We start from the raw sequence: 25,119 nt of genomic DNA on the forward strand, positions 1-25,119 counted from the left end.
GAATCAGCGCCAAGCGCTAGGTCGCATCCGCATGACTGACCATGCCCTTGATCACCACCGCAGCCGTGGCCAGCGCAGCCGGAATCACCAGTGCCGTCAGCACTTGCTCGAAATTCCAGCCCAGCCCCAGCAGCGTCGCGCCCATCCAAGCGCCGAGGATCGCGCCGAAGCGACCGATGCCGAGCATCCACGACACGCCCGTGGCACGGCCCTGGGTCGGGTAGAAACGTGCGGCCAGCGATGGCATCGCCGATTGCGCACCGTTGACGCACATCCCGGCGATCAACACCAAGGTTGCCAGCAGCGTAATGTTGCCCAGACTCTGGCCGACCGCGTAGGCAAACACCCCGGCCAACAGGTAGAAAGTGCCGATGACCTTGTGCGGATTGAACCGGTCCATCGCCCACCCCACACCGACCGCACTGAGCACGCCACCAAACTGGAACAGTGCTCCGATAAACGCGGCCTGTTCCATGCTGGCGCCGCTGTCGCGCATCAGGGTCGGCAACCAACTGGTCAGCAGGTACACGATCACCAGGCCCATGAAGTAGGTCAGCCACAACAGCAAGGTGCCGGCGCTGTAGGTGCCGGAGAAGATCACCGCGAAGACGTTGCGCGCCTTGACGGTTTTTTGCTCGGGCACGCTGAACGCAGTGGCTTGGGCGACGATATTCGGTTCGATGGGCGCCAGGGTCTTGCGCACCCTGTCGGTGCCGCGATTGCGCACCACCAGGTAACGCGCCGACTCCGGCAGCCAGAGCATCAGCACCACCACCAGGATCAAGGGCAGAATGCCGCCGATCATCAACAGGGCATGCCAGCCGAACGCCGGGATCAGCTTGGCCGAGATAAACCCGCCACCGGCCATGCCCAGGTTGAAACCGCAGAACATGCTGGTCACCAGCAGCGACTTGTGGCGCTCGGGGGTGTATTCGGAGAGCAGCGTGGTGGCATTCGGCATGCCCGCCCCCAGGCCGAGCCCGGTGAGGAAGCGCAGCACCAGCAACTGGTCGACGTTACTGCTGTAGGCCGACGCCAGGCTGAACGCACCAAACACCAGCACCGCGCCGACCAACACCACTTTGCGCCCGAAGCGGTCGGCCAGCGGACCCGAGCCGAGGGCGCCGAAGACCATGCCGATCAACGCGGCGCTCATCACCGGGCCGAGGCTGGCGCGGTCGATGCCCCAGTCCTGGGACAAGGCCGGCGCGATAAAGCCCATGGCCGCCGTGTCGAGGCCATCGAGGAAGACAATCAGGAAACACAGGATCACCACACGCCACTGGTAGCGTGACAGCGGCTGGGCGTTGATGAAGGACTGGACGTCCAGGGTAGTACCGACAGAAGGCTGATTCATTATTGTTATTTCCACACCGATGGGCGGGCTGACAACCTTTGGTCGTCATTATTATTGGGGCGCGCCCTAGAGCGCTGCCGCACATTAATAAGCCAGGGGAAACATCGTCAATTGACCGAGCCGGGATCTGTGCGGTCACCGAACACCTTAGGTAAACAGCTGCGCGCTCAGTTCGCGACTGGCGCTGAGCATACTCGGCAGGAAACGCTGCTCCAGCTCATTGCGGCTGACGCGTCCGGCGTGGGTGCTGACGTTGAGCGCGGCCAACACCTGGCCAGACGCGTCATACACCGGCACGGCGATGGAACGCAGGCCCTGCTCCAGTTCCTGATCGACGATGCACCAGCCCTGCTGACGTACTTGTTGCAGGCAGTCGAGCAAGGCCGTCGGCGTGGTCAGGGTGCGGCTGGTCTTGGTTTGCAGGTCGGCGTGATCGAGGTAGTCCTGTAAAGAGGCGTCATCCAGTGCGGCAAGGAGGATGCGGCCCATCGAGGTGCAATACGCCGGCAGGCGGCCGCCTACCGACAGGTCGACCGAGATCAGGCGCTGGGTCGTGGCGGAGCGGGCAATGTAGAGGATGTCATCACCCTCGAGGGTGGCCATGTTGCAGGCTTCGTGGAGTTGCTCGCTCATGCGGTCCAGATAAGGCTGCGCCGACACTGCCAGCGGCGTGGACGATAAGTACGCATGGCCGAGGGTCAGCACTTTGGGCAGCAGCGAATAGGTGCGCCCATCGGTGGTGGCGTAGCCGAGCTTGATCAGCGTGTAGAGGCAACGGCGCACGGCGGCGCGGGGGATTTCGGTGCGGTGGCTGATTTGCGCAATGGTCAGGTGCCGCTTGCGCTCCTGGAACGCCTGCACCACGGCCAGGCCACGGGCCAGGGAGGTCATGAAATCCGGATCGCCGGTAAACGCCTGAATCCGCTTGGCCGGTGAAGCCACGATCGGTGGCGCCACTGATGCGAAAGAGTTGCGCAGTTGATCGTTCATCTCAGGGATCCTTTTTCTTGTTTTCAACCACAGAAGGTTTGGCCTCTATTACAAGCCGCGCGGGTCGCCAGACACAATGTCCGCCCCGCAACGCTGGGCGATTATCGAACACATATCCGATTATCGCAATTTACCCCGCCCGGATCATAAAGCTGGGTGGCGCCTCGCAACAGCATGAAGAGGAGATATTTCTTGACGCCAGATTTTCAGCAATTACGCACGCGCTCAAGTAACAGAACGCTCACACAAAGTTGTCGATTTTTAACTTTATGGTGATAGTGTTATTCAAATGCGCCGCTATACTGCAAGCTGTGCAGAGGTCAGCCCGGTTTGATAATCGGGATCAGAGCTCGCCAGGCGGCACACTCAGTGTGTGACGTCGGTCACAAGTACCGGTTTATTGAATGGACTCCAGGCACGACTTTCTAACTTGAAGGGTTCAACTTGGAATTGCCTGAGCACGACTGTCCAATACACCCCTGTACGGCAATTAAACTCAACTCACTTCAATAAGGTATTCAATAAAGTGACAAAAGATGAACTGCGCGCGGAACTTGAGCGCCAGGAACAACGTTACAAGGACGTTTACGGCGGGGAAGTCACCACCTACGCCGCCCAGCCAGAACCTGAACGCAAACCTTGGCGTAAACGCGCCAGCCTGCTTGACCAGGCCTTTGCCCAGGAAATCCAAAAGATTGAACAGGAACTCAAAGCCGAAGAGCCATAAGCGCTTCGGCCCGAGCGCCAGGATTTGCCACCTCGGCTGGCGTATTGCCAGCTGAGGGCAGCCATTGCTCTAGCAAGCGACCTACAGTCGCAGACGAAATTTCATACAAATGTTTCAGGCATGCCATTTTCATGGCAATTCCCTGCCCTGCAAGCCTTGTGCTTTATAAATCAAAGACTTGTCAAAGCCCCGAAAACCCTGGGATAGGCGCCTTCCCCCCAGGCTTTTTCAATGAAGATTGTTACCGATGAGCAGCTAATGCATCGATTACTGAGGTTTTCTGGCATAATCGCGCCCCCTTACGACCGGGTCAGAAAACCTTCATGATCGATTTATTCAGCGGACTGGATGCTTGGGTTCTAGTGAGCCTGTTGCTCGCCCTGGCCTTTGTCCTCGCCTTCGAGTTCATCAATGGCTTTCATGACACCGCAAACGCGGTGGCCACAGTCATCTATACCAAAGCCATGCCGCCACACCTGGCCGTGTTCTTCTCCGGGGTGTTCAACTTCCTCGGCGTGTTGCTCGGTGGTGTCGGTGTCGCCTACGCCATCGTGCACTTGCTGCCGGTGGAGTTGCTGATCAATGTGAACACCGGCCACGGCTTGGCCATGGTCTTCTCCTTGTTGGCGGCGGCGATCACCTGGAACCTGGGCACCTGGTACTTCGGTATCCCGGCGTCCAGCTCCCACACCCTGATCGGCTCGATCCTCGGTGTCGGCCTGGCCAACGCTCTGATCAACGACATCCCGTTGGCCGATGGTGTGAACTGGCAGAAAGCGATCGATATCGGCGCCTCCCTGGTGTTCTCGCCGATGGCCGGCTTCCTGGTCGCAGCCCTGGTGCTGATCGGCCTGAAGTGGTGGCGCCCGCTGTCGAAGATGCACAAGACGCCGGACCAGCGCCGTAAGCTCGACGACAAAAAGCACCCGCCATTCTGGAACCGCCTGGTCCTGGTGATCTCCGCCATGGCCGTGAGCTTCGTGCACGGTTCCAACGATGGCCAGAAAGGTATCGGCCTGATCATGCTGGTACTCATCGGTATCGTGCCGGCGCAGTTCGTACTCGACCTGGGCAGCACCACCTACCAGATCGAACGCACCCGCGACGCCACGGTGCATTTGAGCCAGTTCTACCAGCGCAACAGTGCCACCCTTGGCGAGTTCCTGGCCCTGGGCAAAAGCGTGAAGGATGACCTGCCGGGCAAGTTCCAGTGCAACCCACAGCAGACCGAACCCACTATCAGTGCGCTGATGGAGACATTGAAAGGTGTGTCCGACTACCACTCGTTGACCGCCGATCACCGTATCGAAGTACGTCGCTACCTGCTCTGCCTGGACGATACCGCGAAAAAAGTCGGCAAACTGCCGGGCCTGGAAGCCCGTGAGAAGGCCGACCTGGACAAGCTGCGCAAAGACCTGACCGCCACCACCGAGTACGCACCGTTCTGGGTGATCCTCGCGGTTGCACTGGCCCTGGGCCTGGGCACCATGGTGGGCTGGAAGCGTGTGGTACTGACCATCGGTGAGAAAATCGGCAAGCAGGGCATGACCTATGCCCAGGGCATGTCGGCACAGATCACCACGGCGAGCATGATTGGCCTGGCCAACATCTTCAGCCTGCCGGTGTCGACCACCCATGTGCTGTCGTCGGGCGTCGCCGGCACCATGGTCGCCAACAAGAGCGGCCTGCAAGGCGGTACGGTCAAGACCATCCTGATGGCGTGGGTATTGACCCTGCCGGCCACCGTGGGCCTGTCGGCCGGGCTGTTCTGGCTGGCGTCCAAGGCGCTGGGCAACTGATAGTCTGCTTGCAATAAAAAAGGTGCGATCCGCGAGGGTCGCACCTTTTTTTATGCCTGTCGCCAAGCTCAATAAAAATGTCTTGTTGATTAAATTGCAGGCAAAAAAAAGGGCGACCGAAGTCGCCCAAAATGCCTTGCGTGCTCATGTAACCTGGAAAGCCCTATGGTTTTTTACGCTTGTTCGCGTCTTTCCAGATAAAAATTCCAAACCCTACAAAAAACAACACCATGAGGCTGACGGTCAGCACTCCGGCAAATACCACATTGTCGATAAACATGACCGGCCTCCTGCACTTGCCCTGTTGCGATAGGGCTAAGTTAATCGAGAAGGCGGATTGGAAAATTGACGGGGATCAATGTCGCCCACGACGGGGCGTAAAGAAGGGCAATAACTGACCTGCATCAACAGATGCAGGTTGTTTCAACGCTTTTTCGGTTTGTTCTTTGGTTTTTTCTTAACTTTGCCCAACGGCATCGCTTGTTCGAATGCCTGGCGCACTTCATTCAGGCGTTTGTCATTGAGGTCATGCACACGCTTGGCACGTTCGGCATTCAGGTCAATCAGCTTGTCGTCATCACTCATGGCTTGGCTTACGTCGTGGCGGAAATGCCTCAATAATGCGGCCTGCCCCGCCCGACGGCAAATCAGCGGGCGACAAAAGGCAGGTCATCGCCCAAAATCGGCACTTCCCATTGGTACTGGAGCGCACGCGAGTGGCACTGCACAAGGACCTTCCGCCGTTGCTGGCCCTGCGCGCCTTCGAAGCCGTGGCGCGGCACTTGAGCTTTATCAAGGCGGCGCAAGAGCTGTCGGTGACCCAGAGTGCGTTGAGCCATCAAGTACAGAAACTTGAACAGCATCTGGGCAAACCGCTGTTTATCCGACGCACCCGTGCGATCGATCTGACTGCCGACGGCCAACGCTACTACGATGAAATCCGCCCTGCCCTCGACGCAATTGCCACCGCCACCCGCACCCAGCGGGCGACACCCAGCGCCACGGTGTTGCGCATCGGCCTGCTCGCCTCCTTCGCTACCCTGTGGCTGGCGCCGCGCCTGGCCGGGTTTCTCAACCGTTACCCGCATATCCAGGTCGAGCTGCTGCCAGCCATCCAACTGGCCGACGTCGCCGGTGCCGAAGTCGACCTGGCGATCCGCTACGGCAAGGGCGATTGGCCCGACGTGCAGGCCACCCGACTGATGGCGGAAGTGATCTCCCCCGTATGCAGCCCGGCATTCAAGGCCCGTCATGACGGCCCGTTGCTGATGGCTACATCGCACAAACCCTTCGAATGGACGGATTGGTCCGCGCATTACCAGGTCGACCTCAGCCTTCACCCCCGCGTGATGCTGCACGACTACAACATCGTGGTCGAAGCCGCCGTGGCCGGCCAAGGCATCGCCATGGGCCGCCATCGCCTTATCGAGCGTCGGCTCCAAGACGGCAGCCTGGTGCAAGCCTTCGACTGGCCGCCCTACCACAGTGACATCGGCTACTGGCTGATCGCCCCCCAAGGCCGCCTCAGTGCAGCGGCCGAGTGTTTTAGCCAGTGGTTGAAGGAAGCCTGCAGCGACGCGTGAGTTATTTCGATACGTCGTGTGAGATCTATCCGTTTGTCGCCAATCCGACCGAGCAACATGATCAGTCCTCCCTAACCCTTGAGGATGGATCATGAGCGACTCCCTGCGCCAACGCGTACACACCCTCGGCCTCACGCTGCCAACGCCCAGCCTGCCGGCGGCCAACTACATCAGCCATGTCATCAGCGGCAACCAGCTGTTTATCTCCGGGCAAATTCCCCTGATCGATGGCCAACCTGCCTATGTCGGCCGCCTGGGGGAATCCCTCAGCGATGAAGAAGGCGCCCACGCCGCAGAACTGGCAGCGTTGAGCCTGCTCGCGCAATTGGGCGATGCACTGGAGGATGACCTGTCACAGCTGGTTCGCACGCTGCGCCTGGGCGTTTACATCGCCAGCAGCGGCGACTTCCAGCGCCAGAGCCTGGTCGCCAACGGTGCGTCGAACCTGTTGGTCAATGCCCTCGGTGAAAAAGGCCGCCATGTGCGCACCGCCGTGGGTGTCTCCAGCCTGCCCGCCGGTGTGGCGGTGGAGATTGACGCCATTTTCGAGCTACGCCCGTGAGCCCGCTCAACATCCAGGCGCTGCGCGACGCCACCCCCGGCTGCCAGTCCGGCATCGCGCACTTCAATCACGCAGGGGCATCGCTACCGAGCCAGGCCACCCTCGATGCCATCATCGAACAACTGCACCGCGAGGCCCGCGACGGGCCGATGGAGGCTGGCGAGTACGGCGCGCAACTGCTGGATAACGCCCGTCACGCCGCCGGGCAATTGCTCAATGCGCCCACCGCATCCATCGCCTTCGCCGGCAGCGGCTCGACCGCCTGGAGCATGGCGTTCCAGGCGCTGGCCCCATGGCAGCCAGGCGACCGCATCCTGGTGGGGCGTCATGAATGGGGCGGCAACCTGGCGAGCATGCAACTGGCAGTGCAAGCCGGTGCCCGCATAGAAGTCATCCCCTGCGACGCAACCGGCGCGGTCTGTCCGCTGGCGCTGGAAGCAATGATCGATGCCAAGGTCAGGCTGATCGACCTCACCTGGCTGCCCGCCAACGGCGGCCTGATCAACCCCGCCCAGGCCATCGGCGAAGTGGCCAGACGGCACGGTATCCCTTACTTCATCGATGCCGGCCAAGCCGTCGGCCAAGTGCCGGTGGATGTGCAGGCGCTGCACTGCGACGTGCTCAAGTCGGCCGGGCGCAAACACCTGCGCGGGCCACGCGGCACGGCACTGTTGTATGTGCGACCAGACTTTCTCAAGCAACTGAACCCGGCCCAGCGCGATGTATTTTCTGCACCGTGGACAACCGAAGGGTTCGACTTGCGCAACGACGCCCGCCGCTTTGAAACCAGCGAAGCGTCCTACGCCTTATTGGCGGGATTGGGCAATGCGTTGCAGGAAATCAATCAGTTGGGGATTGCGCGGGTATGGGAAACCGTCTCACAGGTCAGCGAGCGAATCCGCGAGGGGCTGCGTCAGATTCCAGGAATTACCCTGCACGACCTGGGCACCTGCCAATCCGGGCTGATCGCCTTCAACCTCGCCGGCTGGGACGCCTTCGAACTCAAGCGGCAATTGGGCCTCAAGCGCATCAACATCGGCGCCAATGATGTGGCGTACACCCCGCTGGACATGCAGGCGCGCGGCCTGGCCAGCATTGCGCGGGTTTCCGTCAGCCCGCTCAATAACACACACGACGTCGAACGGTTGCTGGTGGCCCTGGAGCAATTGCGCGGCTAAACCTCGACGTCCACCCACAAGCCCTGGCGCGGCGCGTCTTCGATCAGCGGCACCACCGGCACGGTGTTGTCGGCGTTGAGCAGGTCGCCCGGAATGGCTAGGTGCTGCTCCGGATCTTCATCGGCTTCGCGGCGGCGTTTTTGCTGCTCTTGCTGGCGGCGTTGTTCTTCGCGCAGCAGAAAGGTCGACTGCTCGGCATCGCCCTTCTTCAGGTCGATGGTGCTTTCGTTGGAGCCCGCCTGAACTGGCACCACGGGCGGAATATCCGGTTTCTGGCGTACCGGATCGAGTTGTGACGTGACCGGCACAACGCTGACGGGCAGCATGGGTGGCAGCATAAGGTTTGTTCTCCTGATCAACAGGCTGTCGGCGCGCCTGCGGGCGACTTGAGCCTACACTCGCCAAGCTGTGACCCAGTCGACACTCCCAAGTGCCCGCCACCCGTCGATCCGACTTCCGGGCAGCCACTCAAACGGAGTAGTTTTTGTCAGGAGTCCTTTGGCTGAGGGCCGTGTTCCGTTAAGATAGTCGGCTTTTTCACGGCGGGAGTCAGGCAGCATGGCGCAGCAGTATCAACCGGGGCAACGCTGGATTAGTGACAGCGAAGCAGAGCTGGGGTTAGGCACCGTTCTGGCACAGGACGGCCGCTTGTTGACCGTGCTCTATCCGGCCACTGGCGACACCCGCCAGTATGCGCTACGGAATGCGCCCCTCACTCGCGTGCGGTTCTCGCCGGGGGACACCATCACCCATTTCGAAGGCTGGAAAATGACCGTGCAGGAAGTCGACGACGTCGACGGCCTGCTGGTGTACCACGGCCTCAATGGGCAGAACGAGCAGGTCACCCTGCCGGAAACCCAACTCTCCAATTTCATCCAGTTCCGCCTGGCCAGCGACCGTCTGTTCGCCGGGCAGATCGACCCGCTGGCCTGGTTCTCGCTGCGCTACCACACCCTGGAACACACCAGCCGCCAATTGCAGTCTTCGCTGTGGGGCCTGGGTGGCGTGCGTGCGCAACCGATTGCCCACCAATTGCACATCGCCCGTGAAGTCGCCGACCGTATCGCGCCGCGGGTATTGCTGGCCGACGAAGTAGGCCTGGGCAAGACCATCGAAGCCGGCCTGGTGATCCATCGCCAACTGCTGTCGGGCCGCGCCAACCGCGTGCTGATCCTGGTCCCGGAAAACCTGCAGCACCAATGGCTGGTGGAAATGCGCCGCCGCTTCAACCTGCAGGTTGCGCTGTTTGACGAAGAACGCTTCATTGAAAGCGATGCCGCCAACCCATTCGAAGACACCCAGCTTGCCCTGGTGGCACTGGAATGGCTGGTGGACGACGAGAAGGCCCAGGACGCGCTGTTCGCCGCCGGCTGGGACCTGCTGGTGGTCGACGAAGCTCACCACCTGGTCTGGCACGAAGAAAAGGCCAGCGCCGAATACGCTCTGGTCGAGCAACTGGCCGAAGTGATTCCTGGCGTGCTGCTGCTGACCGCCACCCCGGAACAATTGGGCCAGGACAGCCACTTCGCCCGCCTGCGCCTGCTGGACCCGAACCGCTTCCACGACCTGGCCGCCTTCCGCGCCGAGAGCGAGAACTATCGCCCGGTGGCCGAAGCCGTGCAGGAACTGATGGACAAGGGCCGCCTGTCGCCAGCCGCCCACAAGACCATCCAGGGTTTCCTCGGTGACGAAGGCGAAGCCCTGCTCACCGCCGTCAACGATGGTGACACCGAAGCCAGCGCACGCCTGGTGCGCGAGTTGCTCGACCGCCACGGCACCGGCCGCGTGCTGTTCCGCAACACCCGCGCCGCCGTGCAGGGTTTCCCGGAGCGCAAGCTGCACGCCTACCCGCTGGCGAACCCGGACGAATACCTCGAATTGCCGCTGGGCGAGCACGCCGAGTTGTACCCGGAAGTCAGCTTCCAGGCGCAACCGGACATTGAGGAAGAAAACCGCTGGTGGCGCTTCGACCCACGGGTCGAATGGCTGATCGACCAGCTGAAAATGCTCAAGCGCACCAAGGTCCTGGTGATCTGCGCCCACGCCGAAACCGCCATGGACCTGGAAGACGCCCTGCGCGTGCGCTCCGGCATTCCGGCCACGGTATTCCACGAGGGCATGAACATCCTCGAGCGTGACCGCGCCGCCGCCTACTTCGCCGATGAAGAGTTCGGCGCCCAGGTGCTGATCTGCTCCGAGATCGGCAGCGAAGGCCGCAACTTCCAGTTCTCCCACCACTTGGTGCTGTTCGACCTGCCGTCTCACCCGGACCTGCTGGAACAGCGGATCGGCCGTCTGGACCGGATCGGCCAGAAACACGTGATCGAACTGCACGTGCCGTACCTGGAGACCAGCCCGCAAGAGCGCCTGTTCCAGTGGTACAACGAGGCGCTGAATGCATTCCTCAACACCTGCCCGACCGGCAACGCCTTGCAGCATCAGTTCGGCCCACGCCTGCTGCCGCTGCTGGAAGCAGCCGACGACGGCGAGTGGCAAGCCCTGATCGACGAAGCCCGCACCGAGCGCGAGCGCCTGGAGCAAGAGCTGCACACCGGTCGCGACCGCTTGCTGGAACTCAACTCCGGCGGTGCCGGGGAAGGCGACGCGCTGGTCGAGGACATCCTGGAGCAAGACGATCAGTTCGCCCTGCCGATCTACATGGAAACCCTGTTCGATGCGTTCGGCATCGACAGCGAAGACCATTCGGAAAACGCCCTGATCCTGAAGCCGAGCGAAAAAATGCTCGACGCCAGCTTCCCCCTCGGCGACGACGAAGGCGTGACCATCACCTACGACCGCAACCAGGCACTGTCACGTGAAGACATGCAGTTCATCACCTGGGAACACCCGATGGTGCAGGGCGGCATGGACTTGGTGCTGTCCGGTTCGATGGGCAACACCGCCGTGGCCCTGATCAAGAACAAGGCGCTGAAACCGGGCACCGTGTTGCTGGAACTGCTCTACGTCAGCGAAGTGGTCGCACCGCGCGCCCTGCAACTGGGCCGCTACCTGCCGCCGGCCGCCTTGCGCTGCTTGCTGGATGCCAATGGCAATGACCTGTCGAGCCGTGTGTCGTTCGTGACGCTCAACGACCAGTTGGAAAGCGTGCCACGGGCCAGCGCCAACAAGTTTATCCAGGCCCAGCGCGACCAGCTGACGCCACGGATCAACGCCGGCGAAGAGAAGATCACCCCGCAGCACGCCGAGCGTGTGGCCGAGGCCAAGCGTCGCCTGGCAGCGGACACCGACGAAGAACTGGCACGCCTGACCGCGTTGCAAGCGGTCAACCCAACCGTGCGTGACAGTGAGTTGGTGGCGTTGCGCAACCAGCGCGAGCAAGGTTTGGCGATGCTGGACAAAGCCGCGCTGCGGTTGGAAGCGATTCGAGTCCTGGTCGCAGGCTAGTAATAAAGAAGGCCCGCGCAATGCGGGCCTTCTTTATATGCCTTGAGGGCCTCATCGCGGGCTAGCCCGCTCCCACAGTTGACCGAGTTCCAACGTTGGAATGCAGCCAAATGTGGGAGCTGGCTTGCCTGCGATGAAGTCACCTCGGTCTCAAGCTGTAACCGCCGACGCCGGCACCTCAATAACACTCAAGCCCTCCTTCATCTTCTTGGCATCACGCACAAAACACCGCGACGCCTGGAACAGAAACAGCATGGTCAGCAACAGCGCCACCGGGATCAGATACATGGCGTCATGCAACCCCACTGCCTTGTACGCCTCGGTCATCTGCTCCGCCCCCGCCGCATACATCGCCGAATGGGCGAAATGATCGGACAAGCCCCCCACCACGATCGGCCCCATGCCGCCGCCCAGCAAGTACAACCCGGCAAAAAACAGCGCCATCGCCGTGGCCCGCAGACGCGGCTCGACCACGTCTTGAATCGCCGTGTACACGCAGGTGTAGAAGTTATAGGCAAACAGCCAGCCCACACTGAACAACGCCACAAACACCCCGATCTCGATACGCCCGGCGTGCAACGCCCAGGCCGTGGTGACGGTGGAAATGATCAGGCTGAACGCCGCGAACAGCAGGCGGCCGTTGGCAACCCGCTGATGAATCTTGTCGGCCACCCAACCGCCCAGGGTCAGGCCCACCAGGCCGGTCAGGCCGACGATCACGCCCGTGGCGACCGCTGCATCCTGCAATGGCATCAGGAAGTAGCGCTGTAGCATCGGCACCAGGAACGAGTTGCAGGCATAGGTAGCGAAGTTGAAACACAGCCCGGCCAGCACCAGCCAAAGGAACGTCGGCACTGCCAGCACGCGACGGATCGGGCGGTCGACGCGCGCCTGGGAGACTTGCACGGTTTCAGCGGCGCCGCGCTTGGGCTCCTTGATATAGAACATGAACACCGCAAGGATCATCCCCGGCACGGCGGCGATAAAGAACGGCGCGCGCCAGCTGTCGAACGCCTTGACCATCCAACCGATAGTGAAGAAGGCCAACAACAGGCCCAGGGGCAAGCCGAGCATGAAAATACCCATCGCCCGGGCACGGCGATGAGCGGGAAACAGGTCGCCGATCAGCGAGTTGGCCGCCGGGGCGTAGCTGGCTTCGCCGATACCGATGCCCATGCGCACCAGCAAAAAGCTCCAGAAACTGCCGACCAGGCCATTGACCGCCGTCAGCCCACTCCAGGCGAACAGGCCCCAGCCCATCAATTTGCTGCGCGAACCGGTATCGGCCAGGCGCCCGAGGGGCAGGCCGGCGATGGCATAGACGATGGTGAAGGCGGTACCGATGATGCCGAGCTGGAAGTCGCTCAGGTGCCATTCCATGCGGATCGGCTCGATGATGATCGCGGGAATGGTGCGATCGAAGAAGTTGAACAAATTGGCGAGGAACAGCAGGAACAGAATGCGCCAGGCATTCGCCGCTTGGGTCGAGTTCTGCATGGGTCCGTCTCTTTTATTGTTATGAGAGCTGCGATGCCCGATGCATCCTGCCCGGTCCCTGCAACATAGTGGGGCTGGCAGCGCTTGTCTGTAATGATTCGTAAAGCTGATAGGGCATGATTTCTCCCGGTTTCATGGGACTTTCCCTACGAAAATATATATCTGCTCCCCTCTTCCCAACGGCCATGGCGCAGATAGAATGGCAAGCCTTCCTGTAGTCCCCCTCTTACTTTCTTATCGATGACGCCCATGTCCGAAGCCAGTCCGTGCCTGAGTTGCGGTGCCTGCTGTTCACACTTTCGCGTGTCTTTTTTCTGGGGTGAGTGCGCCTCGTCCGGAGGGACGGTACCCGACGATCTGGTGGTACAGATCAACCCGACGCGCGTGGCGATGATCGGCACCGACCAGAAACCCGTACGCTGCTGCAGCCTTGAAGGTGAAGTGGGCAAGGGCACCAGTTGCTCGATCTACACGCAACGCTCGAGTACCTGCCGCGAATTTGAAGCGTCCTGGCACGAGGGCGTGCACAACGCCGATTGCGATGCAGCCCGCGCCGCCTTCGGCCTGCCGCCCCTGGAAGCGCCCTTCGAGCTGGATCTGCCCATCAGCGCTTAGCATCAAACGCTATGGCCGGCATGCCAAAATCATTCAGAGCAAAGTGCCATTATTCATGGCGAATCCTGCGAGGCTTCTATACTCGACTGCATAGGTCATCGCCGTAGGCAGTGACGAGACTCTATGATGGGGCACGCTATGGAATGGCTTGGTCTGAATTTCTTTACCGAGCTTCCAGCGAACGGGCATTTATTACTCAATTGCAGTCATAACCCCTTCCTGGTGCTACTGGCCTACCTGGTCGCCTGTGCGGCCGGTTTCGGTACGCTCGATATGGCCGAGCGCGTCGGCCACGTCGAAGACCCTACTGCACGTCGCCGCTGGCGCTGGCTCGGTGCCGGTTGCCTGGCCGGTGGTATCTGGTCCACACACTTCATCAGCATGCTGGCCTTCCAGGCGCCCATCGCGATTCACCACGAATTGTTCATGACCTTCATTTCGCTGCTGATCGCCATGATTGCCTCGCTGTTCGCCATGCAAACCCTCAGTCATCCCCGGCTGCGCTTGCACCAGTATCTGCTGGCGTCGGTATGGATGGGCCTGGGCATCGCCCTGATGCACTACGTCGGCATATCCGCCATGCGTTCCCAGGCCCAGGCGTATTTCGAGTCAGCACTGTTCATGGCCTCGATTGGCATCGCCATCGGTGCCAGCCTTGCGGCGCTGCTGCTGTCGAGCTACCTGCGCAACGGCGCCGGGGTGTTTCACCAACTGCTCAAATACGCGGCCAGCCTGGTGCTGGGCGCCGGCATCCTCAGCATGCACTTTACCGGCATGGCGGCCATGCGCCTGATCGTGCCCACCGGCGCAGACCTCTCACTGCCGCTGAACAACAACCCCATCCAACTCGGCCTGTCGGTCGCCGTCATCACCTTGCTGGTGATCGGAAGCAGCGTCAGCGCGGCACTGGCGGACAAGAAGCTGCAACACAAGGAGCGCGACCTGCGCCGAGTCAACGCCCTGCTCAGCGAGTTGGACCAGGCCCGTGCCTCGCTGCAGCAAGTAGCGCATTTTGACGCCCTGACCAGCCTGCTCAACCGGCGCGGCTTCAACCAGATCTTTGCGGAAAAAGTCGCTGAAAAAACCGCATCAAACGGCATGTTGGCGGTTATTTTCCTTGATATCGACCATTTCAAGCGCATCAACGACAGCCTCGGCCACGACGCCGGCGACCAATTGCTCAGCGTCCTTGCCGGGCATATCAAAGGGTCGGTGCGCAGCCATGAAGACGTGGTTGCGCGGTTTGGCGGCGATGAGTTCTGCATCCTGATCAACATCCACCACCGTGACGAAGCGCGGCACATGGCCCAGCGCATCATGCAAAAGATGAAAGACCCGATAGAGTTGGCCGGGCGGCGCATGGTGATGACCACCAGCATCGGCATCAGCCTGTTCCCGGACGATGGCCAGACCTGCGAAGAGCTGCTGAAAACCGCCGACCTGGCGCTGTACCAATCCAAAGACACCGGCCGCAATACCCTGAACTTCTTCAGCTCCAACCTGAAAACCCGCGCCTTTCTCGAACTGCAACTGGAAGAAGAGCTGCGTGGCGCACTGCGGGCCAGAAACCAGCTGGTGTTGTTCTACCAACCGATCTTCGACATGAAACTGGGCAAAGTCTCGCGCCTGGAGGCCTTGGTGCGCTGGCAACACCCGATACACGGCCTGTTGGCTCCGGACCGGTTTATCGGGATCGCCGAAAGCAACGGCCTGATTGCCGAACTGGACCACTGGGTATTGCGCCAGGCCTGTCACGATCTGAGCCTGTTGTCTGACCGGGGCTATTACGAACTGACCATGGCGGTGAACTGCTCGGCCTTGAACATGGCCCGCGACGAACTGGCCGATGAAATCGAAGACGCACTGCGTTTCGCCGGTGTGGCGGCCCACCGCCTGGAACTGGAAGTCACCGAAAACGCGCTGATGGGCAATATCAGCAGCACCCTGGCGTTGCTGCGCCAGATCCGTGCACTGGGTGTTTCACTGGCCATCGATGATTTCGGCACCGGCTATTCCTCCCTCGCCTACCTTAAACGCCTGCCGCTCAATACCTTGAAGATTGATCGTTCGTTTATCCAGGACATCCCCAAATCCACTGCCGACATCGAGATCGTCCAGGCGATTATCGGCATGGCCCACACCCTGCACCTGCAGGTGGTCACCGAAGGCGTGGAAACCCAGGCGCAGTTCGAGTTGCTGCTCAAGCATGGCTGCGATTTCGTCCAGGGCTACCTGCTCAGCCCGGCGGTGTGCGCCGCCGATATCATCGGCGTGATCCAAGGCATTGAAAGGCAGAACCCGCTGCATGCGTTGAGCGCGGCGGGCGCGATGGACATTTGCGCCCCCAAGGCGCCCTCCCCCGGCCGTGCCGGCTCCACCTCGGTGGTGCGGCCAATCCGCTGACGTCGAAACTTTGGCATTACGCCATCATTTGTTTAAAGAAACCCGACCAACGGCCGATTCATCAGAGTCCGGCTACGTTTTCCCTTGAGAACGCAGGGTTAATTTTCACATCCCGGACGAAGACGCGCTGCAAAGTCGCGAACTCCCATTCAGTGATGGCTCCTTGAAATTCTCCAGCCATCCGTTCAGGTACATGGCGCCCAATGACTTCCAAAAATAACTCTGCCACCGTGGTCCCCGACGTGTTGCCGACAGCACCTGTGGAAAAATCCCCAGGTTCAAAGTCATTGAGCAGCGCCCGCCCGCTGGCCACCCAGCAATACCTGTACTTCACCGAAACCAACACCGACCGCATCCTCGACAACCTCGACGGCCTGCGCGACATGGTGTTCCCACGCCTGCCCCAGCAGGAAGGCGACGGCGACCCGCGCAACGAGCAGGAATTTCCTTCGGTCTGCCTGATCGGCCTGGGGCGCTGCGGTTCGAACATCGCGCTGGACGTGGCCGAGCTGGTGTACAACGCGCGCAAGTTCTACCTGAATGAGTTCAGTAACGAAGACAAATCGGCGGACAAGGGCTACAGCCCGGCGCAGTGGATCCGCAACAACCTGCGCCTGGGCGGCGGCAAGGCCAGCAAGCCGGTGTTCCTGGTGGAACCGCTGGTGATGCTCGGCGACCTGGATAAGGACATCGCCGGGCGCATCCGCTTCTCGCGCAAGGGTGAAAAAAGCGGGTTCCTGCGCGACTACAGCAAAATGAAAATCATGGACCTGTCGGAGGTGCATGCCGGTGGCGCGGGTAACGCGCCGATCCTCGGCCAGTACCTGGCCAAGATCATCCTCAACAAAGACACCCAGCGCTTTTCCAGCCCCGACTGGAAAATGATCCACTCGTACCTGATCGACTCCTGCGGCATCAAGGCCAACCAGTCGCGCCTGTACTTCTCGATCTTCAGCGCCGGCGGCGGCACGGGTTCAGGCATGGCCTCGGAATTCGGCCTGGCCCAGCAACACTCGTACATGAACAAGACCTTCGACACCAAGCCCGCCGACGAGCACGACAGCAAGAGCGGCCACGCGTTTGTGTTCGAGCCGATCTTCACCAGCGGCATCTGCGTGCTGCCGAACATCTCCGACCACCGCAGCGAAATGTCCGAGGCACTGCATATCAACGCCGGGCGTTTGCTCTGCAAGTATCTGTCGGAAGAATGGGATTTCTCATACAACTTCGCCAATGAAGACAGCAGCGAGGCCAGCGTGAAGGGGCGAATCCGCCCATGGAACGCGATGATGCTGATCTCCAACGACATCATGCGCTACGCCGAAGAGAGCGATGACGGCAATATCCAGAACATTGACGTCAATGCCATGGAAAAACACGCCAACCAGTATATTTCCCAGCAGATCTTCAACATCCTCACCGCCCAGGCGGTGACCACCGACTACGACCAGAACTACTTCCGCCGCGCCGGTATCGACATCGGCGAGACCATCCGCCTGGATGCCAACGACCTGTTTATGAGTCTGGCCGGGCCGGTGGCGATTGCCTACGCCGAGTCGGTGGTGCCGGAAACCCCGGCGCCGTCCAACGACAAGTTCAAGGTGTTCGACAAAGAACCGCAGCGCCTGAACATCGACGACCTGTTCTTCCGCTCCATCGACCTGCCGCACTTCAACAAGGTCACCCAGGCCATCGAAGGCATCAGCTTGCTGCCGATTGAATCCAAGCGCTACAGAGCGTCCCTGGAGCAGTACAAGAACTCCGGCTACGACGCTGCGGCGTTGCACGACCTGCACTTCTTCAAGAACTGCTCGTCGGTGGTGTCGATCGTCTCGCTGCCCAAGGACTACAAACTGTCCTACATGGACCTCAACCGGCTCAAGACCCACCTCAACAGCTTGTTCCCCAATACCACGCTCAAGCGCTATGCCCTGGTGATCGGCGCCTCGGCCAACCTATCGCTGACCACCTTGATCGCCAAGAGCCCATGCCTGTCGGACGACTTCCTGACCTTGATCGTGGCGTTTATCAAACGCTGCTTTGCGCGCAACCCGTACCGCTTCGACGAGACGCTGGACAACTCGATCCTGGACTTCATCATCCACGAGGACTTCGACGAAGACCGCATCGACGAGTTGCTCAACGAGTTTGAAAACCCGGCGAAGATCCTCGATACCAACTGGTACGCGATCAAGCCGATGTATGAGAAGAAGTACCGCGAACTGATCAACGACAAAGAGAAATTCGTGTCGATCAATGACATCCGCCTGTCGCGGGACTGTGTGAAGAAGGCGATCAAGTACCTGCGCGAGATCTACCGTCACCGCATCGGCAAGACCAAGGTTATTTCGTTGAATAACCACACAGGTAAAACGGCCTGAGACCTTGAGACGGCGCCCATCGGCGCCGTCGTTGTTTCAGAGTGCCATGCGCTGGCGTTGCCAGGCCTGTGGCATGGGTTTGACGCACTCTACCGTGCCGGCTGAAAAAGTACGCCGGCATGGCGTGGAAGAAACGTTTTGCGGCGTAGAAGTGGTGCGCGAACTTCCTTGCTTCACCGCTTCACACGGATTTATCTGACAGGCACCCGCCGTTTATTCACACCAAGAAACAATTCAGCCGCGCTTTTGGCCGCGAGAAAACTGTTCCCATGACGTGCACGTCACCCTGCGCTGTGACCTTTCTCTACGGCAACATGCCATCACGGCGCCAGCGGTTACTCCGCTACACACTTCCTTCGGCGAAAAACACGCACCTTTTTGGTGCCTAGCTTTCTTGTGCCGCCCTTTCCTGGATCAGAATCCAAGGCGAAACCACCACCGCCCAGAGGCTGGGATCACGTTCCACCAGGTCCAATGCCCGCGTCGCAGACACTTCGCCAAGGCTCCCCGAGGCCAGCCAGGAGGCGACTTTGTCACGGTTGTCCTCAGCCATTCCTTCGGCGGCTTCGATCAAATCCAGGCCGGCGTCGACCCACAATAGGGCACCCTTGGCAAAGAACGGTTCAAGCTCCTTCCAGGAAATTTCGGCGGTTTCACCGAGCAGCTTGGCATAGAGGGTGCTAGGTTCTTGCGTCATGGGAATTCACCTGAGTAAAAAATCGGCGCAATCTTAACGTCGAGGCGTTCGCATAAAAAGCCAGGCAGAAACCCAGTTGCAAAATGAGTCATCGATAGAAAGTTTCAGAAAAGCCAAGGATTGCCCGAAACTCTGGCATCAGCCCGCCGCGATTCTGTCTTTTTCTTTCATTTAAGCGACATGCCCGGGTTTTGCCCCCAGCAGCCAGCTTTTCAAGCGATCAACCGGCGCTCTACACTGTACCGGTACAGTTGCCAGGCCGCTGCCGGGGGATGTCCGAGATATCCGATCCGGTTCTGCAGCTCACAAGGCCGCTAGAACTATAAAAAATACAACAGCAAGAGTGGAGCACTATGAATAAGGCTACTAAGCAGATTTCCAAACTGTTTGCCGCTATGGTCCTGGCTGGGGTTGCCGGCCATTCGTTTGCAGCCGACACCATCAAGATCGGCATCGCCGGCCCGAAGACCGGCCCGGTTACGCAATACGGCGACATGCAGTTCGTAGGCGCAAAACAAGCGATCAAAGACATCAATGCCAAGGGCGGCGTCGATGGCAAGATGCTTGAAGCCAAGGAATACGATGACGCTTGCGATCCAAAACAAGCCGTTGCCGTAGCCAACAAAGTGGTCAACGATGGCGTCAAGTTCGTGGTCGGTCACCTCTGCTCCAGCTCCACTCAGCCAGCGTCGGACATCTATGAAGACGAAGGCGTCATCATGATCACCCCGGCCGCTACCAGCCCGGACATCACCGCCCGTGGCTACAAGCTGGTCTTCCGCACCATCGGCCTGGACAGCGCCCAGGGCCCAGCGGCCGGCAACTACATCGCCGACCACGTGAAGCCGAAAGTCGTTGCCGTACTGCACGACAAACAGCAATACGGTGAAGGCATCGCCACCGCCGTCAAACAGACCCTTGAGAAGAAAGGCACCAAGGTTGCCGTCTTCGAAGGCCTGAACGCCGGCGACAAAGACTTCTCCTCGATCATCCAGAAGCTCAAGCAAGCCAACGTCGACTTCGTCTACTACGGCGGCTACCACCCAGAGCTGGGCCTGATCCTGCGCCAAGCCCAGGAAAAAGGCCTGAAAGCCAAGTTCATGGGTCCGGAAGGCGTCGGCAACGACTCCATCTCGCAAATCGCCCAAGGCGCTTCCGAAGGCCTGCTGGTCACCCTGCCGAAGTCGTTCGACGCCGAGCCAGAGAACAAGGCCATCGTTGACGCCATCAAGGCTGACGGCAAGGACCCAAGCGGCCCGTTCGTGTTCCCGGCCTACTCCGCCGTTGAGCTGATCGCCAGCGGTATCGCTGCCGCGAAGAGCGAAGACACCGCCAAAGTGGCAGCCGCGATCCACGCGGGCACGTTCAAGACCCCTACCGGCGACCTGAGCTTTGACGCCAAGGGCGACCTGAAGGACTTCAAGTTCGTGGTCTACGAATGGCACTTCGGCAAACCAAAAACCGAAGTTTCCCCTCAGTAAGCCAGGCGTTACTGGTCCAACAAGCCCACTGTGAAAGCAGTGGGCTTTGTTTTACGAGGTTTATGGGCCTGTCACCCGCGATCCGGGCGCTGGCTCACCTGAAAATCTTAAAACCGTCACCAGCGGTTCGCTGGCAAACGCTTCGTGCAAATGTGCTCATAGAACACAGCGCGGGGCCGGAACATGACTCCACCAGTGAAATGCGTATCGGGTTTTTAGGAGCGCTGTAATGCCTGAGATCTATCATTTTTTCCAACAGCTGGTTAATGGCCTGACCATTGGCAGCACCTATGCCTTGATAGCCATTGGCTACACAATGGTTTACGGCATCATTGGAATGATCAACTTCGCCCATGGCGAGGTGTACATGATTGGTTCCTACGTGGCCTTTATCGCCCTTGCCGGGCTGGCCATGATGGGAATCCACTCCCTGCCGCTGTTGATGACCGCCGCGTTTATCGCGTCAATCGTTGTAACCAGTGCCTACGGCTACAGTATCGAGCGTGTTGCCTATCGTCCCTTGCGTGGCAGCAACCGTTTGATCCCGTTGATTTCCGCCATCGGCATGTCGATTTTCCTACAGAACACTGTATTGCTGTCCCAAGATTCCAAGGATAAATCCATCCCCAACCTGATCCCTGGGAGCTTCTCCTTCGGCCCGGGCGGCGCGGAGGAAGTGCTGATTTCCTACATGCAGATCCTGGTCTTCGTTGTCACCCTGGTGGCCATGCTGGGCCTGACCCTGTTCATCTCCCGCTCCCGTCTGGGGCGCGCCTGCCGGGCCTGCGCCGAAGACATCAAGATGGCCAACCTGCTGGGCATCAACACCAACAACATCATCGCCCTGACCTTCGTGATCGGTGCCGCGCTGGCCGCGGTCGCGGCGGTGCTGCTGAGCATGCAGTACGGCGTGATCAACCCCAACGCCGGTTTCCTGGTAGGCCTCAAGGCCTTTACCGCGGCGGTATTGGGCGGCATCGGCAGTATCCCGGGCGCGATGCTCGGTGGCCTGGTGCTGGGTGTGGCCGAAGCCTTTGGCGCCGACATCTTCGGCGACCAGTACAAGGACGTCGTGGCGTTCGGCCTGTTGGTTCTGGTGCTGTTGTTCCGTCCGACCGGCATTCTGGGCCGTCCGGAGGTTGAGAAAGTATGAGCAGATATCTTAAATCGGCGTTCTTCAGCGCCCTGCTGGTGTGGGCCGTGGCCTTTCCGGTACTCGGCCTCAAGCTGAGCATTGTCGGCATCAACCTGGAAGTGCATGGCACCGGTCCCGTGACCCTGACCATCATTGCCCTGTGCTCGGTGCTGATGTTCCTGCGCGTGTTGTTCACCCAACAGGTCGGTGCCTTGTTCAAGGGCAACCGTGGGCCGTTGGTATCGCCCAAGGTCAGCCAATTCCTGACCCTGCCGCGTACCCAGCGCTACATCATCATCGCGTTGATCATTGCCGCATTGATCTGGCCGTTCTTCGGCTCGCGCGGCGCCGTCGACATCGCCACCCTGATCCTGATCTACGTGTTGCTGGGCCTGGGCCTGAACATCGTGGTGGGCCTGGCCGGTCTGCTCGACCTCGGTTATGTGGGTTTCTATGCGGTGGGTGCCTACACCTACGCGCTGCTCTCGCACTACCTGGGCTGGAGCTTCTGGATCTGCCTGCCACTGGCGGGCATGGCGGCGGCGACGTTCGGCTTCCTGCTGGGCTTCCCGGTATTGCGCTTGCGCGGTGACTACCTGGCGATCGTGACCTTGGGCTTCGGGGAAATCATCCGACTGTTCCTGCGTAACCTGACCGACATCACCGGTGGCCCGAACGGCATCAGCAGCATCCCCAAGCCGACCTTCTTCGGGCTGTCGTTCGACCGCAGCGCCGCAGAAGGCATGCAGACCTTCCACGAGTACTTCGGGATCGACTACAACCCGGTAAGCAAAGTGGTGTTCCTGTACCTGGTGGCGCTGTTGCTGGCGTTGGCGGCCTTGTTCGTGATCAACCGTTTGCTGCGCATGCCGATCGGCCGTGCGTGGGAAGCGTTGCGCGAAGATGAGATCGCCTGCCGTGCCCTGGGCCTGAACCCGACCATCATCAAGCTTTCCGCCTTCACCCTGGGTGCTGCGTTCGCCGGTTTCGCCGGCAGCTTCTTCGCCGCGCGCCAAGGCCTGGTCACCCCGGAGTCGTTCACCTTTATCGAGTCGGCGATCATCCTCGCCATCGTGGTACTGGGCGGCATGGGCTCGCAGTTGGGCGTCATTCTGGCGGCAATCGTGATGATCCTGCTGCCGGAAATGATGCGTGAGTTCAGCGAATACCGCATGTTGATGTTCGGCGCCATGATGGTGCTGATGATGATCTGGCGTCCTCAAGGCCTGCTCCCTATGCAACGTCCACACATGGAGCTGCGCAAATGAGCCGCGAGATCCTGAAGGTTGAAAACTTGAGCATGCGCTTCGGCGGCTTGCTGGCGGTCAACGGCGTGGCCCTGACCGTGAAAGAGAAACAGGTGGTTGCATTGATCGGCCCCAACGGCGCCGGCAAGACCACGGTGTTCAACTGCCTCACCGGTTTCTACAAGCCGAGCGGTGGCAGCATCATGCTGGACGGCCAGCCGATCCAGGGCCTGGCCGGTCACGAGATCGCCCGCAAGGGCGTGGTGCGGACCTTCCAGAACGTGCGCCTGTTCAAGGACATGACAGCGGTCGAGAACCTGCTGATCGCCCAGCACCGCCACTTGAACACCAACTTCCTGGCGGGCCTGTTCAAGACCCCGGCGTTCCGCAAGAGCGAGCGCGAGGCCATGGAATTTGCCGCGTACTGGCTGGACAAGGTCAACCTGACCGAGTTCGCCAACCGCCCTGCCGGCACCCTGGCCTATGGTCAGCAACGTCGCCTGGAAATCGCCCGTTGCATGATGACCCGCCCGCGCATCCTCATGCTCGACGAACCGGCTGCCGGCCTGAACCCCAAGGAAACCGAAGACCTCAAGGCGCTGATCAGTGTGCTGCGTGAGGAACACAACGTCACCGTGCTGTTGATCGAACACGACATGAAACTGGTCATGAGCATTTCCGATCACATCGTGGTGATCAACCAGGGCACGCCGCTGGCCGACGGGACGCCGGAGCAGATCCGCGACAACCCGGAAGTGATCAAAGCCTATTTGGGGGAAGCGTAAAATGCTGCAATTCGAAAACGTTTCCACTTTCTACGGCAAGATCCAGGCCCTGCACAGCGTCAACGTGGAAGTGCGCCAAGGTGAGATCGTCACGCTGATCGGCGCCAACGGTGCCGGCAAGTCGACCCTGCTGATGACCCTGTGCGGTTCGCCGCAAGCCCACAGCGGCAGCATCCGCTACATGGGTGAGGAACTGGTGGGCCTGCAATCGTCGCAGATCATGCGCAAAAGCATCGCGGTGGTGCCGGAAGGTCGTCGGGTGTTTTCCCGCCTGACCGTGGAAGAGAACCTGGCCATGGGCGGGTTCTTTACCGACAAGGGCGACTTCCAGGAACAGATGGACAAGGTGCTGCACCTTTTCCCTCGGCTCAAGGAGCGCTTCAGCCAGCGCGGCGGCACCATGTCCGGCGGCGAGCAGCAAATGCTCGCCATCGGTCGGGCGCTGATGAGCAAGCCCAAGCTGCTGTTGCTCGACGAACCGTCCCTGGGCCTGGCACCGATCATCATCCAGCAGATCTTCGACATCATCGAACAGCTGCGCAAGGACGGTGTAACGGTGTTCCTGGTGGAGCAGAACGCCAACCAGGCCCTGAAAATCGCCGACCGTGCCTATGTGCTGGAGAACGGCCGGGTGGTGATGGAAGGTTCGGGTGAGCAATTGCTGACCGATCCCAAGGTGCGTGAGGCGTACCTGGGCGGTTAACCACCGGTTGCTGCACGAACCGGGTCAAAAAATGTGGGAGCGGGCTTGCTCGCGAATGCGGTGGATCAGCCAAGTATCTGTTGGCTGGCACGCCGCTTTCGCGAGCAAGCCCGCTCCCACATTTGCGTTGTGTGTTTCATTGAATCCGATGAGACCCGAAATTATTTTGGGTGGGTTTGTAACGGATTACCCCCTCCTGTCTCTAGTGGTGCAAGCAGGCAATCAAGCCCGCCAACTCAACCCACTGCTGGAGATTCACCATGACCACCAAACTGTCCGCTGCCACCCTCGTCCTGGCCCTCGGTTCCGCCCTGAGCCTGTCCGCGCTGACCACCACCGCCCACGCCGCTGACGATATGCAGAAATGTTTCGGCGTCGCTGAAGCCGGTAAAAACGACTGTGCCGCAGGCGCTGGCACGTCCTGCGCTGGCACCTCGAAAACCAAGGACCAGGCCAACGCCTGGAAGCTGGTCCCCGCTGGCACCTGCACCCAAACCCCAAGCTCCACCTCGCCGACCGGTTTCGGCCAGGAAGCGGCCTTCACCGCCAAGTCCTGAAACCCTGGGCCGCCTGA

General features: G+C 60.3%; 22 protein-coding genes. 15 read left to right on the forward strand and 7 right to left on the reverse strand.

Features of this window, described 5'->3' with window-relative positions; all coding sequences use genetic code 11:
- Window positions 1-16 precede the first annotated feature (16 nt).
- Window positions 17-1,357 carry an MFS transporter gene (locus tag IB241_RS16165; protein WP_192299286.1) on the reverse strand — a complete coding sequence of 447 codons (1,341 nt, stop codon included), beginning with the start codon at window positions 1,355-1,357 and terminating at the stop codon, window positions 17-19.
- A gap of 147 nt (window positions 1,358-1,504) precedes the next feature.
- Window positions 1,505-2,347, reverse strand: a complete 843-nt coding sequence (gene pcaR, locus IB241_RS16170; RefSeq protein WP_192299287.1) for a pca regulon transcriptional regulator PcaR — start codon at window positions 2,345-2,347, stop codon at window positions 1,505-1,507.
- Between the two features lie 526 nt (window positions 2,348-2,873).
- Here pcaR and IB241_RS16175 point away from each other — a divergent pair.
- Together IB241_RS16175 and IB241_RS16180 are read left to right on the forward strand one after the other, a co-directional pair.
- Window positions 2,874-3,074 carry a hypothetical protein gene (locus tag IB241_RS16175; protein WP_003172389.1) on the forward strand — a complete coding sequence of 67 codons (201 nt, stop codon included), beginning with the start codon at window positions 2,874-2,876 and terminating at the stop codon, window positions 3,072-3,074.
- A gap of 323 nt (window positions 3,075-3,397) precedes the next feature.
- Window positions 3,398-4,873, forward strand: coding sequence for an inorganic phosphate transporter (locus tag IB241_RS16180; protein ID WP_192299288.1), 1,476 nt, complete (start codon window positions 3,398-3,400; stop codon window positions 4,871-4,873).
- A gap of 163 nt (window positions 4,874-5,036) precedes the next feature.
- Here the strand turns inward: IB241_RS16180 and ccoM are convergent, their stop codons facing one another.
- Both ccoM and IB241_RS16185 read right to left on the reverse strand, forming a co-directional pair.
- Complete coding sequence (gene ccoM, locus IB241_RS27785; RefSeq protein WP_003172387.1) at window positions 5,037-5,153, reverse strand: cytochrome c oxidase subunit CcoM; 117 nt, start codon at window positions 5,151-5,153, stop codon at window positions 5,037-5,039.
- A gap of 143 nt (window positions 5,154-5,296) precedes the next feature.
- Window positions 5,297-5,458: a hypothetical protein gene (locus IB241_RS16185; protein ID WP_017844811.1), complete on the reverse strand. Its 162-nt coding sequence runs from the start codon at window positions 5,456-5,458 to the stop codon at window positions 5,297-5,299.
- Between the two features lie 131 nt (window positions 5,459-5,589).
- On the opposite strand from IB241_RS16185, the gene IB241_RS16190 reads away from it, so the two are divergent.
- The 3 genes from IB241_RS16190 to IB241_RS16200 all read left to right on the forward strand — a co-directional run bounded on the left by IB241_RS16190 (window position 5,590) and on the right by IB241_RS16200 (window position 8,196).
- Window positions 5,590-6,456 (forward strand): LysR substrate-binding domain-containing protein, encoded by an 867-nt coding sequence (locus IB241_RS16190; protein WP_192299289.1) that lies wholly within the window; start codon window positions 5,590-5,592, stop codon window positions 6,454-6,456.
- Between the two features lie 91 nt (window positions 6,457-6,547).
- Entirely contained in the window at window positions 6,548-7,018 is a 471-nt protein-coding gene (locus IB241_RS16195) for a RidA family protein (RefSeq protein WP_192299290.1), read from the forward strand.
- Window positions 7,015-8,196 carry an aminotransferase class V-fold PLP-dependent enzyme gene (locus IB241_RS16200; RefSeq protein WP_192299291.1) on the forward strand — a complete coding sequence of 394 codons (1,182 nt, stop codon included), beginning with the start codon at window positions 7,015-7,017 and terminating at the stop codon, window positions 8,194-8,196. Before IB241_RS16195 ends, IB241_RS16200 begins: the two co-directional genes overlap by 4 nt.
- Here IB241_RS16200 and IB241_RS16205 read toward each other — a convergent pair.
- Window positions 8,193-8,534 (reverse strand): hypothetical protein, encoded by a 342-nt coding sequence (locus IB241_RS16205; RefSeq protein WP_025855310.1) that lies wholly within the window; start codon window positions 8,532-8,534, stop codon window positions 8,193-8,195. The genes IB241_RS16200 and IB241_RS16205 overlap by 4 nt on opposite strands.
- Window positions 8,535-8,754: 220 nt before the next feature.
- Between IB241_RS16205 and rapA the strand changes: the two genes are divergently transcribed.
- On the forward strand, window positions 8,755-11,601 hold the full coding sequence (rapA, locus tag IB241_RS16210) for an RNA polymerase-associated protein RapA (RefSeq protein ID WP_192299292.1): 2,847 nt from the start codon (window positions 8,755-8,757) through the stop codon (window positions 11,599-11,601).
- Between the two features lie 150 nt (window positions 11,602-11,751).
- Here the strand turns inward: rapA and IB241_RS16215 are convergent, their stop codons facing one another.
- The gene (locus IB241_RS16215) at window positions 11,752-13,098 is read right to left on the reverse strand and encodes a spinster family MFS transporter (protein WP_192299293.1); all 1,347 of its coding nucleotides are present in this window, start codon (window positions 13,096-13,098) and stop codon (window positions 11,752-11,754) included.
- A 249-nt stretch (window positions 13,099-13,347) separates the two neighbouring features.
- On the opposite strand from IB241_RS16215, the gene IB241_RS16220 reads away from it, so the two are divergent.
- The 3 genes from IB241_RS16220 (at window position 13,348) to IB241_RS16230 (ending at window position 18,497) form a co-directional block, all read left to right on the forward strand.
- Entirely contained in the window at window positions 13,348-13,713 is a 366-nt protein-coding gene (locus tag IB241_RS16220; protein WP_192299294.1) for a YkgJ family cysteine cluster protein, read from the forward strand.
- A 138-nt stretch (window positions 13,714-13,851) separates the two neighbouring features.
- Window positions 13,852-16,116 (forward strand): putative bifunctional diguanylate cyclase/phosphodiesterase, encoded by a 2,265-nt coding sequence (locus tag IB241_RS16225; protein ID WP_192299295.1) that lies wholly within the window; start codon window positions 13,852-13,854, stop codon window positions 16,114-16,116.
- A gap of 203 nt (window positions 16,117-16,319) precedes the next feature.
- Entirely contained in the window at window positions 16,320-18,497 is a 2,178-nt protein-coding gene (locus IB241_RS16230; RefSeq protein ID WP_192299296.1) for a hypothetical protein, read from the forward strand.
- A 385-nt stretch (window positions 18,498-18,882) separates the two neighbouring features.
- Here the strand turns inward: IB241_RS16230 and IB241_RS16235 are convergent, their stop codons facing one another.
- Window positions 18,883-19,194, reverse strand: coding sequence for a DUF2288 domain-containing protein (locus tag IB241_RS16235; protein ID WP_192299297.1), 312 nt, complete (start codon window positions 19,192-19,194; stop codon window positions 18,883-18,885).
- A gap of 353 nt (window positions 19,195-19,547) precedes the next feature.
- On the opposite strand from IB241_RS16235, the gene IB241_RS16240 reads away from it, so the two are divergent.
- From IB241_RS16240 to IB241_RS16265, 6 genes are all read left to right on the forward strand, one after another.
- The gene (locus IB241_RS16240; protein ID WP_192299298.1) at window positions 19,548-20,675 is read left to right on the forward strand and encodes a branched-chain amino acid ABC transporter substrate-binding protein; all 1,128 of its coding nucleotides are present in this window, start codon (window positions 19,548-19,550) and stop codon (window positions 20,673-20,675) included.
- Window positions 20,676-20,904: 229 nt separating this feature from the next.
- Complete coding sequence (gene livH / locus IB241_RS16245; RefSeq protein ID WP_060753800.1) at window positions 20,905-21,828, forward strand: high-affinity branched-chain amino acid ABC transporter permease LivH; 924 nt, start codon at window positions 20,905-20,907, stop codon at window positions 21,826-21,828.
- Window positions 21,825-23,078 (forward strand): high-affinity branched-chain amino acid ABC transporter permease LivM, encoded by a 1,254-nt coding sequence (locus IB241_RS16250; protein WP_192299299.1) that lies wholly within the window; start codon window positions 21,825-21,827, stop codon window positions 23,076-23,078. The genes livH and IB241_RS16250 overlap by 4 nt, the downstream gene beginning before the upstream one ends.
- Window positions 23,075-23,842, forward strand: coding sequence for a high-affinity branched-chain amino acid ABC transporter ATP-binding protein LivG (livG, locus tag IB241_RS16255; RefSeq protein ID WP_192299300.1), 768 nt, complete (start codon window positions 23,075-23,077; stop codon window positions 23,840-23,842). Before IB241_RS16250 ends, livG begins: the two co-directional genes overlap by 4 nt.
- 1 nt (window position 23,843) lies before the next feature.
- Window positions 23,844-24,545, forward strand: coding sequence for an ABC transporter ATP-binding protein (locus IB241_RS16260; RefSeq protein ID WP_017735935.1), 702 nt, complete (start codon window positions 23,844-23,846; stop codon window positions 24,543-24,545).
- A gap of 260 nt (window positions 24,546-24,805) precedes the next feature.
- Window positions 24,806-25,102 (forward strand): DUF2282 domain-containing protein, encoded by a 297-nt coding sequence (locus tag IB241_RS16265; RefSeq protein ID WP_024073886.1) that lies wholly within the window; start codon window positions 24,806-24,808, stop codon window positions 25,100-25,102.
- Window positions 25,103-25,119 lie beyond the last annotated feature (17 nt).

It is taken from the genome of Pseudomonas sp. PDM05 (assembly GCF_014851685.1).
Taxonomy (GTDB): domain Bacteria; phylum Pseudomonadota; class Gammaproteobacteria; order Pseudomonadales; family Pseudomonadaceae; genus Aquipseudomonas.